The following is a 13199-nucleotide window of genomic DNA, read 5'->3' as shown; positions in this document are numbered from 1 at the left end:
CCGCTCAGCTCAGGCCAAGATGCAATTTGAGCTTGCGGTCAAGTTCACTCATCTGTGCTCGCGTCAGGCTGCCGAGATATGCTCCGAACTTGTTGCGGTTGAGCCCACGGACGTAGTTGAGCTGAACGCGGCTGGTTTCCGGAAGTCCGCAGGTGCCGACGGGCAGCATCACGTCAAACGGATACTCCCGGCTGACGTTGCTGGTGATGGGAGCAACGACCAGATGCGGCAGCGCCTCATTCGCCAAGTCGTTCGTCAAGATGACCGCAGGACGGCTTCTGGCCGGCTCTCCCTGGACGCTCGGCTCGAAGTCGACTTGATAGATGTCACCACGTTTCATCCCTGCTCCTGCATCGGGAGACCGAGCCAGGCTTCAGCTTCCTGCCGTGCCTGTTCGTCCCCAGCGTAATCCCGGGCAAAGCGTTCATACCCTTCGCGAAGTTCGCGTTCTTGTAGAGCGGCAGCGGCAGCTTCAATCGTGGCACTGAAAGATGGGAGTCCGTGGCGCTCTTGATACTGCTCTAAGAACTGGAGCGTTTGAGTGTCAAAGGCAATGTGCCTGCGTGTAGAATGAGTCATGTCTATATTTTGGCACACTAAGAGTGGTTAAAAAATTGCCTACCAAATAGTGCACCTCATCAGAAGTGAAGTGAAGCCAGGACCACATTCACCCTTTACTTTATGCCAACTCTTCTTGGCGTAAGGTAGATTTAGAAGATAGATACATCGAATGGAGCTGTCTAAGATTTGTCACAATGAGCGGCCTGCCCCGTACTGTGACAACGACATTTCCTGTCTTGGCCTACATTCCTCGTTCGATTGACATAGGCGCTGTGACAATCACAAACTGCCGCAAGTGTGAAAACCCTCTCCAGGACGCATATTCTCCAAATCCCGAATAGAAAGGCCGTGACATGACTTCGACCGTATTCAGCTCAGCCCGGTACCTTGACTGTTATCTCCGGAAATCAGGGAGCTGAAGCTGTGAACGTGAACGACTCCTCGACTTTCGAGCTGGTACGTTTTCAGGATGGCCCGCTCGGCAACTCGCGTGAGTGGGCCGAACTCCCACAGGACGAGCGCCGCCGCCGAGCGGTCCTGGCAGGTCAGACCTACGATCCCCAGCAGCTCTGGTCACTCACCGAAGCCCACCTGGCACTGTTTGGCAAAGCCGGGGCCGCTATTTCATCAAGGACGCTGAGAACCTACCGGCAAGGTATCGCGAGGTATTTGGACTTCGCTCAGGTGAGAGCGGTCAGCTTGCTGCGGCCGAGTCGCGACAGTGGTGCCTTATATATAAGGACACTGGAGGCTGAAGGACTGGCCCCCAGTACGGTGCAGGTCCACCTCGCCGCCGCCCGCGCCTTTTACAAGGCGCTACGCTGGGCGGGGGTCACGGACAGTGACCCCTTGGCCGACCTGAGTCCCGCACCGGATAACACCGCTCCCTGGGACAAGCGGCAACCTTACCGGGATGATGAACTGCTGTGCCTTCTTGGATATGCAGGCCTCAGAGACCGAGTCCTGATTCTGCTCTGCGCCCACGGTGGACTGCGCATCTCCGAAGCGGTGGCCCTGAAGTGGAGTGACGTTCAGTTGTCTGCCGCTCAGATGACGGTGACAGGTAAAGGGAGAAAGGTCCGGAACGTCCACCTGAGTGCCAGTTTGAAGAACGAGCTGCTCCTCCTCAACGAGCAAACCCAGCCCGGAGGACAGGAGCCTGTCATTGGCGCAACGCAGACTGCAGCGCGGCAACGACTGAGACGACTCTGCCAGGAATCGGGAGTCAGATATCTCGGGTGGCATGCGATGCGGCACTATGCTGGAACCAGGCTCACCCGGCAGACGGGAAATCTGGAACATGCGGCCCGTCACCTGGGCCACAGCTCCCTGGAGACCACCCGCATCTATGCCAAGTGGGCCGATGATGCACTGAACGAGGCGCTGGAGGGGTGGTAACGGTTGCCGGACATACCCGTCTCCAAGCTGCTTTGTCCAGTAGACGGTTCTGCAGCGGATCGTCCATCATGCACAGCACGGCGGCCCTATCGGTGGCCGGCCACCGATAGGCTCACTCCAGCCGCAGTCCCAACGGCCCGAGGATTTTGGGGAGGTCTATCAGAACAATCTCTTCGATTTCCCGGGACAGGGCCCGTGGATCTTCCAGTTGTTCACCGAACTGGGACTTGTATTCATTGAAATGGGCAAAGGCATTTCGGAGGTCACGAATGCGGTTCCTGACTCTCCGGAAGTCCTGCCACTGTTCCATAGGGCGCATGCTGCTGTCTGCCAGCTCTCTCGGACGTTTGGCTGAAACCCATAGGTTCTGTTTAGAAGGTCGCCCAAGGCGCCACATCTGAATACTGCGCATCCATTCGTATGCCAGTTCGGTGGCCTGAGCGTATTGGCCACCCCGAACATAGAATTTCATCTGTGCGAATTGGCCTAAGAGCACCTGTTCATGGCGCGCGGAGAATGCGTCGCTGCCATGCGCGATGCCCGCGAACCGGTCTTCGATGTGATCGAGCATCAGGGTGACCACAGGGTGCTCGAGATCGGCCTTCTTGGCCTTTTGCAGCTCCTTGCGAAGTTGCTCAGCCATCTGAGCGGTCTGTGCTGGTCGCTGAAACGCCAGGGCGGCCGACACATCTTCCAGCGGCCGGCGCAGCGGCGCGAGCGACTCCATGTTCTGGTTGTCCATCAGGGCCGTCATCGGCCTCGCGTCTCCGGTTCGCAGGAACTCTTCGGAAGCCTGGGCCCAATCCAGCAGCATCACAAGGGGCGTCAGATCGATCACCGGCGTCAGAGCTCCTTCTTCGCGGGGCGTCAGCTCCAGTGCTCCATACAGCACCCGCTCAACCTGAATGTCTTTGACCACCCGCAGGTAGGACAGCGCCAGGAAGCCCAGCATAGGCAGCGAACGCAGACCGTGGGTGATGTCGAAGATGACTCGCGAACTGGCCGGGATGGTTTCGGCAATCACCTGAAACAGCCTCCAGGCCTCTGCTTCGTCTCGTCCTTCTGGAATGGGGACAAATTCGAACTCCGGATGATGTGCCCGCACATAATCACCGTTCGCTCCCGCTTTAGCCGTTTCCGTAGCCAGCAACTTGACCGTAGCATCCGGGTGGAGTGCTCGGTAGTGGTACGCGAAATCCTTCAGGCTACGTTCGAAGATTCCGGGTAGTGGTACGGAAAATCCTTCAGGCCACGTTCGAAGATTCCGTAGCTTCCAGCAGTTTAACCCAGGGGTAGGCATACCCCAGACTGGAATGTCTCCTTCCAGAGTTGTACCAGTTTTTAAACTTCGTGCTGAACGCACGAAGCTGGGCAATATTCGTCAATTCTTCCCGGAAGACGCCGTCATATTTGAAGGTCCGGTTGAGCCTTTCCAGGATGCCCATTCCTCGCTTCTGTGAGACCTTGGCCCGTACCCAGTTGCCCGGCTCCTGACAGGCCGCCTGGAATGCGCCAGACGTAAAATCTGAGCCACCATCAGTCATGATCAGGAGCTGCTCGTCTATACCGAGATGGTGCAGCACATGGACTCCTTGTTGCAGCGCGGCCACCGCGCTGCTGGCAGAGAGATTCCGGACCACTTCAATGTGCAGCAGTGCGCGACTTTCCACGTCCAGAACGAGGTAAGCCCAGCAGATCCCGTCCGGCAAGCTGAGCCGTATGGCATCGACCTGAACTCGGCGGCCCGCTGGCCAGAGAACGATAGAGGTAGGGCATGCCGATGGACGGCGCTTCTTTCTGGGAACTGGGCGCTGCACCTTCAACTCCACCATGCAGCGACGAACAGTATGGAGGCCCGGAGCAGGCCGCAGAACATCTTGTTGTAGGGCCTGATAAATCAGACGGTAGCCGCTGAGTGGCTCTTCAAGGGCTTTCAGCCGTACCTCTTCCAGGACGTGCTGACGTCGCTCCGTCCGCTGTGCAGAACGCTCTGCGTTCTGCCGGGTATCACGCAGGACATGATATGGAAGCTCAACCTCAGCCGCAAATTGACTGAGGCTGAGCTTCGGGTGGTCTCTGAGCAGCTCCTGGTAACACGCCAAGAGCCCATCTATGCTCAGAGACCCCGGATTTTTTTTGCGATATAGAGCGACAATTCTTTGTCGGCAATGATGGCTTTAAGCTGCTGGACTTCCTTCTTCAGCTTCTTTTGAGCCGCATCCGGCCTGGCTCCCTGGAGGCGGGCACGGCCCGCCTCTAGAAACTGGGCCCGCCAGGTATGAATCAAACTCTCGCTGACCTCGTATTCACGAGCAGCTTCTGCGATGGTGTGCTCCCCGCTCAGGACAGCCAGAACAAGCTGCTCCTTGAGTTCAGGTGACCAGGTTTTGCGCTGTTTTCCCATATCTTCCCTCCAGTGGGCCCACCCTCCTATTGATAACGGCGTAAGTTGGCGTCCATAAGCTGACGGGGCAGGTGAATATAGCGGACCCGCTGCCAGGCGGTGACAAGCCTCTTTTTCAGCGCTCTTATGGAGTGGGCACAAAAGTTCCCCAACACATTGCGCTTGACGTAGGCCCACACCAACTCGATCGGGTTCAACTCTGGAGCATACGGAGGCAGAAAGATCAGAGAGAGGCGTTCGTGGGAACCCACGAACGCCTGGGTTACTTTCGCGTGATGAATTCTCGCATTGTCCAGCACCACGACGATGTTCCCCTGAACTTGGCGCAGGATGTGCCCAAAGAATCGTATGACTTCTCTACTCCGGATCGCTCCGGATATTGTGTGCTGGAAGAATCGTCCATCTGAAGTGATCGCCCCAATCGTTGAAAGCTTCTCCCAGTTTGCTCTGAGCTTGACCAGGGGCGTGACGCCCCTCACCCCCCATGTCCGTCGCTGGACTCCTTTCAGAGAGAATCCGACTTCATCCAGATAGATGATTGTGGCTCCCTCAGCGACCTTTTTTTTCCAACTCCGGCAGCACCTGTTCCCGCCAGGATGCGATCCGAAGTTCGTTCCGCTCAGCGGCCCGCCCATCTGGCATCTGTGGGCTGAAACCCAACTTTCGTAGGATTTTGCGGACGTGATCATGGTGGTACCACACATCAAAGTGCCGCCCGATGAGCTCTGCCACACGTTTTGTCGTCCAGGTTTCGTCAGGAAACCCATGCTGCAGAGCACCCTCCTGCAGGAGGGTGCGAAGCTGGTCGTGCTGAGACTCAGTCAGTCGAGCAGGACGACCAGAGCTGACCGTCGCTTGCAAGCTTCCCTTCTTTCTGAGCCGAGCACTCCAAGAAGTCACCGTGAGCACGGAGACGCCAAAGTGAGCAGCGATTTCGCGGTGTGTGTGGCTGCCTTGCTGCAGCCACTCGGTAGCAGCCAGGCGCCGCTCCTCAAGTTGGGCACGAGAATATTGGTTCGGTTGCCATTCCATGGTCCCTGGAGTTTAGCAGCGCATACTTGCGCCGCTATCAATAAAAAGCGGGGCCGATGTGGAAGGATTTCGCGTACCACTACCCGTCCTGCGCTATGGCGAGAAGCGCGAAGCTCAGTACCTATGGAGACGCTCCATCTGAGCGGCGGCCGGATTTCGTGCATCAGCTTCCCCAGCTGGACCGCCGCAAGCCGACTCTGACGGTTCTGCTGGGTGAACAGCCGGTTCCCACCCTGGTCGACTTCGACCCCGCCCTGTTCAGCCGGGTGGTGCTGCTGGCCTCCGGTACAACTGAGCCGGTCGCCTACCGCCTGCGGCGGCTGCTTCAGAACAAGGTACCTGATCTGGAAGTCGCGGTTGCCGGCGTCGATCATCTCCACCCCCAGGAATTGATGGAAACGGTACGCCACATCATCGACCACAGCGACGGCATGACGCGGCAGCTGAATGGAGGCACCAAATTGATGGCCCTCGCGGCCTATCAGGCCGCCGCAGACCAGGACGTCACGATGTCGTACGTCGTTGGAAAACAGGTCACCGACATTCAGCGCCGTATGTCGCTCGAACGTCAATGGTTCCCGGTCGACCCCGAGGAACTGTTCGCCCTTCACGGCGTTCAGCTGACAGGTCAACGTCCGGATCCTTACAAGGAGGATCTGTTCCAAGTGGCCCAGCGCGTCACGGCAGACTGGAAAAATGAAGACCTCCTGGACGAGTTCCTGAAGCTATGGCGAAAACGGTACAAGTTCAAACCATTTTTTGAGCAGGGCATCTCGAAACGGCAACGCAACAACAGAATCGCCGGCAAGGCCCGCGAATACAACGCCTACTGGCAGGCAAACCGTGCCCTGAAACAGCGGGGGGTCCACGTCATCAACGAGCCGGCCATATCGATCTGCGAATGGGACGGCCAACAGAAAAAGGATATCTCCGCGACCGGGAAGGGTGGGTCCAGTCTGAAAAAGACGCCGGATCTGGTTTTGGTCAACGGCTACGACATCTACGTGATCGAAGTCAAACCGAACCTGTCCGACGCGTTTTCAGAGAAGAACAGTGAGCAGCACGACACCTACTTGTTCGGAGAGTTTCTCGGCCGCTTCAGCAAGGGCCTTGTCCTCGCCAGCCATCTGCTGAAAAACGAGAATCGCCGCATTCCCGAAGATGCCCGCGAGCGCCGCGGCTTCAAGTTCGACTGGTATGTGCTCCGTGGCACCGACGAGCAGAACAAGAAGGTCAAAAAAGCGAACATCTATCTCTTCCCGGATGATTTTCTAAGCGCTGCGCCTGTCACGCCCCCAGCCGCCTCAGCGGCAGAAAGAACCGCGTGACCCGCTGGTGTCAGCGCCACCTGCCGTCTGCCAGCCACAAGCAGCGATGGGGCCGGACGCCGGCCAGAAATCCCTAGCCGGGCCGCCTGTCCGCGGCCACCTCGCACGCGGCCCAAATCGCACCAGATTGGACTGACCATGCCCGATACCCTGACCTATACCGTTCGCCTTGACGCCCCAGGTCCGCCGCGTCCGCACGAGGCGCTGCACGCCAGTTTCTATGAGGCGCTGACCCGCGTGTCGCCTGAGTTGTCGGAGAACATCCACCAGGCTCCGGTGGTACCGTTTGCGCTGGAACTTGGACCACAGGACGACCGAGAAATCAAATTCCGTGTCCATAGCCTGCAGGATGAGGTGACCGAGGCCCTGCTTGCCGCGTGGGCCCTGGGCGAGCCACTGACGCGCCGCGGCGAGGTGACGGTCCATGGCGAACTGAGCGCTGTCGCCCGCGATCGCTGGAACTTTGAGGAGTTGCTCGAGCCTCTGCAGCGCCGCCCGGTACGGGTCGACGTCCAGTTCACCACCGTTACCGCGTTCAAGCACAACGGCGCAGTGGTCCGCTGGCCTTCGCCGCAACTGATGTGGGGGGGACTCGCGCAGCGCTGGAGCCGTTTCGGACCCGACATGGCAGGCGTCGACTATGATCAGATCCGCCTGTTCCGTCTTCAACTGAGGGATACCGAAATCCTGCTCCACCGGCATCACGGCCGGGTCCACATCCCTGCGTTCACCGGCGCAGCCAGCTACGAACTGAGCGCCAAAGCGTCTCACGCTCTGGCGCTGCTGCGGTTTGGCGCCCGGGTCGGCGTTGGGACGCAGACCGGGTATGGCTTCGGACGCATCGAGATCGGTGAGGTCCGTCCCATCTCGCTCGAACGCCGGCGCGTCAAACCGGCGAACGAGACGGACGCGTGACGCACCGCCGGCCGCGTCCGCGCAAATGTGCTTGCCCTGCTCCGGAATGGACCCTAACGTGAGAAATGCCCCAGTCAGATAAATTCCAACGAGCGGAGGAGATCAATCATGCGTAAACTGCTTTCTGTCACGGTCATTGCCTGCAGCGCCCTGCTGGCGTCTTGCAACACGTCCACCGGGTCCACCCCCACCGAACCTGCGGCCACCACAGGTACAGTCAACGGGGTGAGGGTTGTCGACAACAATACCTACCAGGTCGGCTTCACCCCGCTCAATGGCAACGATATCGTCAGTAACGCCGTACTGAAGAGCGTGACCGTCAGCGACCTCAGCGCTGGTCAGGCCACGGCCACCATCTGCGGTCAGGTCCAGGCACAGGACGTGATCACCACCAGCATCAGCCTCGACAGCACTGGCAGCATGGCCGACAACGACCCGCAGGAACTGCGCCGCGCTGCGGCAGAGCGGTTTTTTGATCGCATGAGCGCGGCTGACCGGGCTGCGGTCCTGTCGTTCGACGGGTCGACGGCCGCGTCTGACGACCTGCTGGCGTCCAAACTGTGGCAGGGCTTTACCAGCGACAAGACGCTTCTCAAAAGCGCGGTCGACAAAGCGACGTTTGTCGGTGGCGGTACTCCCGTTTTTGACGCCGTCATCGACGGCTGCACGCTCGTTCATCAAAGCGGCGGTCAAAACGGCAAGGTGCTGATTCTCAGTGACGGTGAGGACAACTGGAGCTACTACAGCGTTCGGCAAGTCATCGAGACTGCCAATAAAAATGGAACGCCCGTGTACGCCATCGGGCTTGACGTCAGCAATAACGTGAATTTCCGTGACCTGGAAGACATCACGGCCGGCACCGGTGGCCTGTTCCAAAAAGCCGGCGATGCCAAAGACCTCGAGGCGTTTTTCGACCGCATGTACAACGCCCTGCGCGCTCAGGGATGCATCCAGCTGAGCTTTACGGGGAAGCCGGCCAGTGGCACGGTCGTCACCGGCAACTTTAACGTGGTGGTTGAAGCCAGCGGTAAAGCGCCGGCCACTGTCAAGGCGCCTTTTACCGTCACCGTTCGCTGATTCCGAACGGAGGGTACATACGGCCTGGGCCGCACGCACCTTATGTTCAGGAACAAGACGCCTCATCGACCGACGGCGGGGGCGCGGTAGGGTCCAGTTCCAGTCCGAGCCCCTGACCCCCATTGTTCTCGCAGACATTGCCGTATGCGTTCACGGTGGCCTGCCGCTTGAACAGCAGCCCGCCCTTCAAGTTCCCCGAAAGGGTATTGCCGGTCACCTCGGGCGCTGCCTCATCCGTGACGATCACGCCGTACAGGGCCTGGTTCTGAATCAGGTTGCCCTCGATCAGGCCACTGGCGCGGTCAGCAAAGACGATGCCGCTTTGCTGACCGCCCAGCACAGTATTGTCCCGCAGTGTCGGCCGGGCCGTGCCCCAGGCCGCTATCCCGGGATTGGCGTGACCTTTGATGAGGTTCAGTGCTGCTTCCCCACCGGCGCCATCCGAGTACACCAGGCCGCTTTCACCGTTGCGGAGAATCTGGTTCTCGCTGAGGGTCGGCGCGGCCGATTCGGTCACGCTGATACCGACTTTCCGGTTCTCAGTCACCTCGTTCTGCGCGGCGACGCCGCCGGCATCGTCGAAATAGGCCAAGCCACTTTGCACGTTGTTGCGGATCCGGTTGCCCTGAATCTCAGGCGTGGCCCGGTCCTGCACACCGGCGCCCTGCAAGCCGTTTTTACTCAGCAGGTTGCCAGAAATCCGTGGAGCGGCGTCACCGTACACGGTGATGCCACGCCCCTGATTGCTGAAGATTTCATTGCCCGCAATGTTCGGCTGCGCGGTTCCACTCACATGAATGCCGTGCGCGCCGTTGCGGCCGACCGAGCTTTGGGAGAGCTCTCCCCCGCTCTGATCTCCCCAGTAGATTCCGCCTTCCCGGTTCGAGCTGAAGTCGCTGGCCGTGATGTATGCCTGGGCCGTGTCTTCCAGGTACAGACCATAAGCGTTGGCCTCGAAGCTGCTGCGGTCGATGGTCGCTGACGAGCCACCGTTCAGCCATAGGCCGTAGCCATATTCTTCCAGGGCGCGGTCCCGCACGGCGCCCGAAAGCCGCGCCTGAGACAGCTGCACCTGAGCTCCACTGACGTGTAGAGCGTGCGCCGGCGTCGCTCCGATGTGCGCGATGCCCACTTGGTCGAGCCTCAGGTCCCCGCCTACCAGAGTCACGGTGTCGCGGGCGGCCCGGCTCATCAACACGCTTTCACGGGCGCCCCGGCCGCGAATGGCCCCGAAGTAATTCGTCAGCTCAAGCGGCTGCTCCAGCCAGTACACGCCGCGCCCCAACTCCACCGACGCGCCGGCCTGCAGGTCGGCGATCACCTCCTGGGTTTCTGCACGGCTTCTGAGCGGAAGGGTCAGCTCAGTTTTGACCCAACCTTCAGCGCCGCCCTGGGCCACCCGCACCTCACTCCATTCCCCTTGTTCTCCCAAAACTTCCAGCTGCTCACCCTGCTTCACGGTGGTCACCACCGTCCCAGACCCTCCAGGCTCGGTCCGCACGTTCACTTCCGGCCTGACCACCACATCGGTGCGCAGCACCGGCCGCTCGGGAGGCGGCGCAGGTTCAGGTGTGGGCTCAGGTGCCGGCTCAGGTCCAGGGGCGGGCGCGGGGGCCGGCGGGACCACCGAACCGGCAGGCTGAGGCGGCTGAACCTGCAGCGGGTCCGGGACCGTCGCCGTCACTGCGGGAGCATCCGCCGCGGCGGGCATCCAGCCACGCAGCGCCAGGCCGCCCGCAATGGCCAGGGTGAGGCCGATCAGCACCGGGGTGATCCACTGCGGCCGGCCGGCCCGGTCTGGAGGGGCAGTGGGCGTGGCTGAGCCTGGAGCGGCCGCGCTGGGTGAAGCGCCTGCGGGCGCCGCAGCCGGCTGGGCATCCGCAGACGTCGGCCGGGCCGGCGCTGCCTGCGGCACTGCCCCCAGCTGCTCCAACACGGCGCTGGCGCTGACCGCCCGCACGGCCAGGTCTGGGTGCAGCGCCAGTGTCAGTGCCTGTTCCAGGCGGCTGCCCTGCAGCGCCGGAGACAAATCAGGAAGACCGGCGCCCTGCTGCCGCGCCTTCGCGGTCGGCAGGGACTGCCCGCTGAAGCCGGTCCACAGGGTCGCCGCCAGGGCGTACACGTCCGCCTGCGGACTCCAGTCGGCGCCCTGCTGAACCTCAGGCGCCACGAAACGTGGGTCACGGTCGCCGGGTCCCTGCTCGGCGTTCAGGGCCTGCTCGGCCAGGGCCGGCGGCTCAAGGAGCGGGTGGCCCTGCGCACCGATCCACAGGGCCTGCTCGGAAATGCGGGTGTGCAGCAGCGCCTGGCTATGCAGCGCAGCCAGGGCCCCGTACAGTTGCCGCGTCAGCTGATGGGCCGCTTTCAGTGATGCGCTGGGGGGAAAGGCAAGCGGCTGACTCAGCACATCCTCGTACGCCAGAAGAACCCAGTCTTCCTGATCGTCGGCCAGGTCCAGGGCCCGCGGCAACTGTGGATGGTGGACTTGCAGTAGGCTCCGGGCGCCGCGGATATACGTTCTGCGGACGTGCTGACCCGCTGGGCTGTAGGGCTGCGGAATTTCAATCAATTCGGCCAGCGTGGCGCTTCCCCAGGCGGCTTTGGCCCGGTGCAGGTGGCCCCGCCGCTCCGGGTGCAGGGGGCCTAGCAACTGATATTGGCTGAACGGTGCTGATTGCGTCATATATTCCTCCGCAGGTCGGTGCGCGTCCGCGCCTCGAGTGAGCGGTCGATGGCGGGGTGATGAAGCCAGCGCAGATAGGCGAGGCTTGGGGCGTCGGCATTCGGGTGAAGGGCCACTTTCTCAAACACATTCAGGTTTTCGAGTGCCTGCCTGCGGATCTGCAGGCGCCGGCGGTCGGTCCACTGATTGACCCATCCCCAGTTCCACGCCGGCGTCCGGCTCAGCAGGCGCTCGATCCGCAGCTGGGCCTCGTAAGCTTCGGTCGGCAGCAGCCCCCGCAGCAGGGCGGCGTCGGCATGGGGGTGCGAGGCAACCTCGGCGTGCAGGTTTCTATGCTGCGCCAAGGTCCGCAGGGTCGCCACAGATGTCAGCGGGTGCCGCGCGACCAACTGGCGTACGGCTGAGGACTGCGACCCAGCAAGCTGGCTCAGCGTGACCTCATCGACCAACCGGTGCGGTATCAGGGTGACGAGCAGGTTGGGATCCTGGATTGGCTGGGCGATGATCCTTAGCGCTTCGGTGGTCAGCTCAGGTCGCCGTAGGACCGCCCGGAGCACGGCGGTAGACGAGTCCTGAGCCAGCCGGAGGATCAGAGCCTCGTCGAGGGTCGCCCGGCGGGTCAGAGCGAGCCGCACATCCTGACCGTCACTCTCGGCCAGCTCCAGCAGCTCATTGAGGCCGGTCTGCGGATCCTGGGCTTCGAGGATCTCCTGGGCGTAGAGCTGCTGACGCACCTGGGCGTAATGGGGATGCCGGCGAATATGACGGCGCAGGGCGCGCTCGGTGAGGCCTCCAGCCAGCGCCGAGGGCGGCGCAGACGGATTGAGCATGACCCGCTCGCGAATCAGGTACTCCCGGTCCGCGCTCAATTCTTCAAGCACCTGCACGGGCGCGTTGGCATTACTGCTCAGCGCACGCCGCATCCGGGGGTCCTGGCGGGGCAAAAAGGCCAGTTCGTCGCGGGGCGTACGGGAATCGGCCGCCCGCGTCAGCTGGGACACCGAAGGGGCGGTATCGCCGCGCAGCCGGTCGCGCAGTTCCTCCGGGAGGTCCGGACGCACCGCGAGTTCGGCGCGGACCTGCTCCCAACGGTCCGCAGCCAGGTGCTCCTGCAGGTCTAAGGGCAACCGGGGATGCTGGGTGACCGCCAGCCGAACGGCGCGGCGCCGGACCGCCGCCGCCGTTCGCAGCGTGGCCGGGGTGGCCGCCCCCTGCTTGAGGGCCGCCACCTGCCGGACCCGCTCCTGAGGGTCCTGCATCAGGGCTGCCGTCACCCCGGGCGGGGTCGCCGGATGAGCGGCGACCGCCTCGCGGGTCACGGTCAGCCGGTCGGTGGCCAGAAGTTCAAGCGCAGCGGCCGGCGCGGCCACGTTTCTGGCGACATTCCGCCGAACGACCTTGTCGCCGTCTGCCGCCAGGGCCACCAGCAGCGGCGCAGGCGTGACAGGATGAGCCGCGAGATGCTCGCGCACAGCCACCGGCGGGTTGCGGCCCATCAGCCGCAGCGCGTCATCCGCTTCTAACGACGGGTTCTCGGCCAGCGCGGCCAGCACCCACCAGTCCTGATCGTTCAACAGGCGCCGGCGGATGGTGGCCGGCAGGTGCGGATTAACGGCCAAAGCGGCGCGCGCTTCCCAGTCGGCCTGCGAGAACTGCACCCAGTGACGGGCGTCGAGCCGGTCGGCCGCGAGCCGGCGGAGCAGGTTTTCATGGGCTTCGCCGTAGGGACGCTGCTCGTCCAAGCGCAGCAACAGGTCGATCGGCGCATGCGGATGGCGCTCAGCGCGCCGGGCGAGCCGGG

General features: G+C 62.1%; 12 protein-coding genes. 4 read left to right on the top strand and 8 right to left on the bottom strand.

The window, feature by feature from the left end:
* Positions 1-4: 4 nt before the first annotated feature.
* Complete coding sequence (locus LMT64_RS12745) at positions 5-340, bottom strand: type II toxin-antitoxin system PemK/MazF family toxin (RefSeq protein WP_126353639.1); 336 nt, start codon at positions 338-340, stop codon at positions 5-7.
* Positions 337-579: a hypothetical protein gene (locus LMT64_RS12740; RefSeq protein ID WP_126353641.1), complete on the bottom strand. Its 243-nt coding sequence runs from the start codon at positions 577-579 to the stop codon at positions 337-339. The genes LMT64_RS12745 and LMT64_RS12740 overlap by 4 nt, the downstream gene beginning before the upstream one ends.
* A 411-nt stretch (positions 580-990) precedes the next feature.
* Here LMT64_RS12740 and LMT64_RS12735 point away from each other — a divergent pair, with 411 nt between their 5' ends.
* On the top strand, positions 991-1959 hold the full coding sequence (locus tag LMT64_RS12735) for a tyrosine-type recombinase/integrase (RefSeq protein WP_229253521.1): 969 nt from the start codon (positions 991-993) through the stop codon (positions 1957-1959).
* Positions 1960-2071: 112 nt separating this feature from the next.
* Here LMT64_RS12735 and csx2 read toward each other — a convergent pair whose 3' ends face one another.
* The 4 genes from csx2 to LMT64_RS12715 form a co-directional block, all read right to left on the bottom strand.
* Positions 2072-3259 (bottom strand): TIGR02221 family CRISPR-associated protein, encoded by a 1188-nt coding sequence (gene csx2 / locus LMT64_RS12730; protein WP_126353643.1) that lies wholly within the window; start codon positions 3257-3259, stop codon positions 2072-2074.
* Positions 3204-4061 (bottom strand): integrase core domain-containing protein, encoded by an 858-nt coding sequence (locus LMT64_RS12725; RefSeq protein ID WP_229253570.1) that lies wholly within the window; start codon positions 4059-4061, stop codon positions 3204-3206. Before LMT64_RS12725 ends, csx2 begins: the two co-directional genes overlap by 56 nt.
* Positions 4062-4075: 14 nt before the next feature.
* Positions 4076-4363, bottom strand: coding sequence for a transposase (locus LMT64_RS12720; protein WP_229253533.1), 288 nt, complete (start codon positions 4361-4363; stop codon positions 4076-4078).
* 26 nt (positions 4364-4389) lie between these two features.
* A protein-coding gene (locus tag LMT64_RS12715) for an IS630 family transposase (protein ID WP_229253120.1) occupies positions 4390-5395 on the bottom strand; the annotation gives its coding sequence in 2 pieces (ribosomal slippage) (positions 4390-4926 and positions 4928-5395; 1005 coding nt in all).
* 56 nt (positions 5396-5451) lie between these two features.
* Here LMT64_RS12715 and LMT64_RS12710 point away from each other — a divergent pair.
* From LMT64_RS12710 to LMT64_RS12700, 3 genes are all read left to right on the top strand, one after another.
* Positions 5452-6723, top strand: coding sequence for a hypothetical protein (locus LMT64_RS12710; protein ID WP_170166062.1), 1272 nt, complete (start codon positions 5452-5454; stop codon positions 6721-6723).
* A 138-nt stretch (positions 6724-6861) separates the two neighbouring features.
* Positions 6862-7638 (top strand): CRISPR system precrRNA processing endoribonuclease RAMP protein Cas6, encoded by a 777-nt coding sequence (cas6, locus tag LMT64_RS12705; RefSeq protein WP_126353468.1) that lies wholly within the window; start codon positions 6862-6864, stop codon positions 7636-7638.
* A gap of 108 nt (positions 7639-7746) precedes the next feature.
* Positions 7747-8715, top strand: coding sequence for a vWA domain-containing protein (locus LMT64_RS12700; RefSeq protein WP_126353466.1), 969 nt, complete (start codon positions 7747-7749; stop codon positions 8713-8715).
* A 46-nt stretch (positions 8716-8761) separates the two neighbouring features.
* On the opposite strand, the gene LMT64_RS12695 is transcribed toward LMT64_RS12700, so the two are convergent.
* Positions 8762-11398: a right-handed parallel beta-helix repeat-containing protein gene (locus LMT64_RS12695; protein ID WP_126353464.1), complete on the bottom strand. Its 2637-nt coding sequence runs from the start codon at positions 11396-11398 to the stop codon at positions 8762-8764.
* A complete protein-coding gene (locus tag LMT64_RS12690) occupies positions 11395-12972 on the bottom strand; it encodes a hypothetical protein (RefSeq protein ID WP_126353462.1) in 1578 nt (525 codons plus the stop codon). Before LMT64_RS12690 ends, LMT64_RS12695 begins: the two co-directional genes overlap by 4 nt.
* Positions 12973-13199: the final 227 nt, after the last annotated feature.

This window comes from Deinococcus radiophilus (assembly GCF_020889625.1).
Lineage (GTDB): Bacteria > Deinococcota > Deinococci > Deinococcales > Deinococcaceae > Deinococcus > Deinococcus radiophilus.
Note: the sequence above shows the minus strand (reverse complement) of the source record. Positions and strands in the feature narration are given on the sequence as shown.

Coding starts and splice junctions, on each gene's coding strand:
- LMT64_RS12720 (WP_229253533.1), bottom strand. CDS start 4,363: ATGGGAAAACAGCGCAAAACCTGGTCACCTGAACTCAAGGAGCAGCTT.
- cas6 (WP_126353468.1), top strand. CDS start 6,862: ATGCCCGATACCCTGACCTATACCGTTCGCCTTGACGCCCCAGGTCCG.
- LMT64_RS12745 (WP_126353639.1), bottom strand. CDS start 340: ATGAAACGTGGTGACATCTATCAAGTCGACTTCGAGCCGAGCGTCCAG.
- csx2 (WP_126353643.1), bottom strand. CDS start 3,259: ATGCCTACCCCTGGGTTAAACTGCTGGAAGCTACGGAATCTTCGAACG.
- LMT64_RS12740 (WP_126353641.1), bottom strand. CDS start 579: ATGACTCATTCTACACGCAGGCACATTGCCTTTGACACTCAAACGCTC.
- LMT64_RS12695 (WP_126353464.1), bottom strand. CDS start 11,398: ATGACGCAATCAGCACCGTTCAGCCAATATCAGTTGCTAGGCCCCCTG.
- LMT64_RS12710 (WP_170166062.1), top strand. CDS start 5,452: ATGTGGAAGGATTTCGCGTACCACTACCCGTCCTGCGCTATGGCGAGA.
- LMT64_RS12700 (WP_126353466.1), top strand. CDS start 7,747: ATGCGTAAACTGCTTTCTGTCACGGTCATTGCCTGCAGCGCCCTGCTG.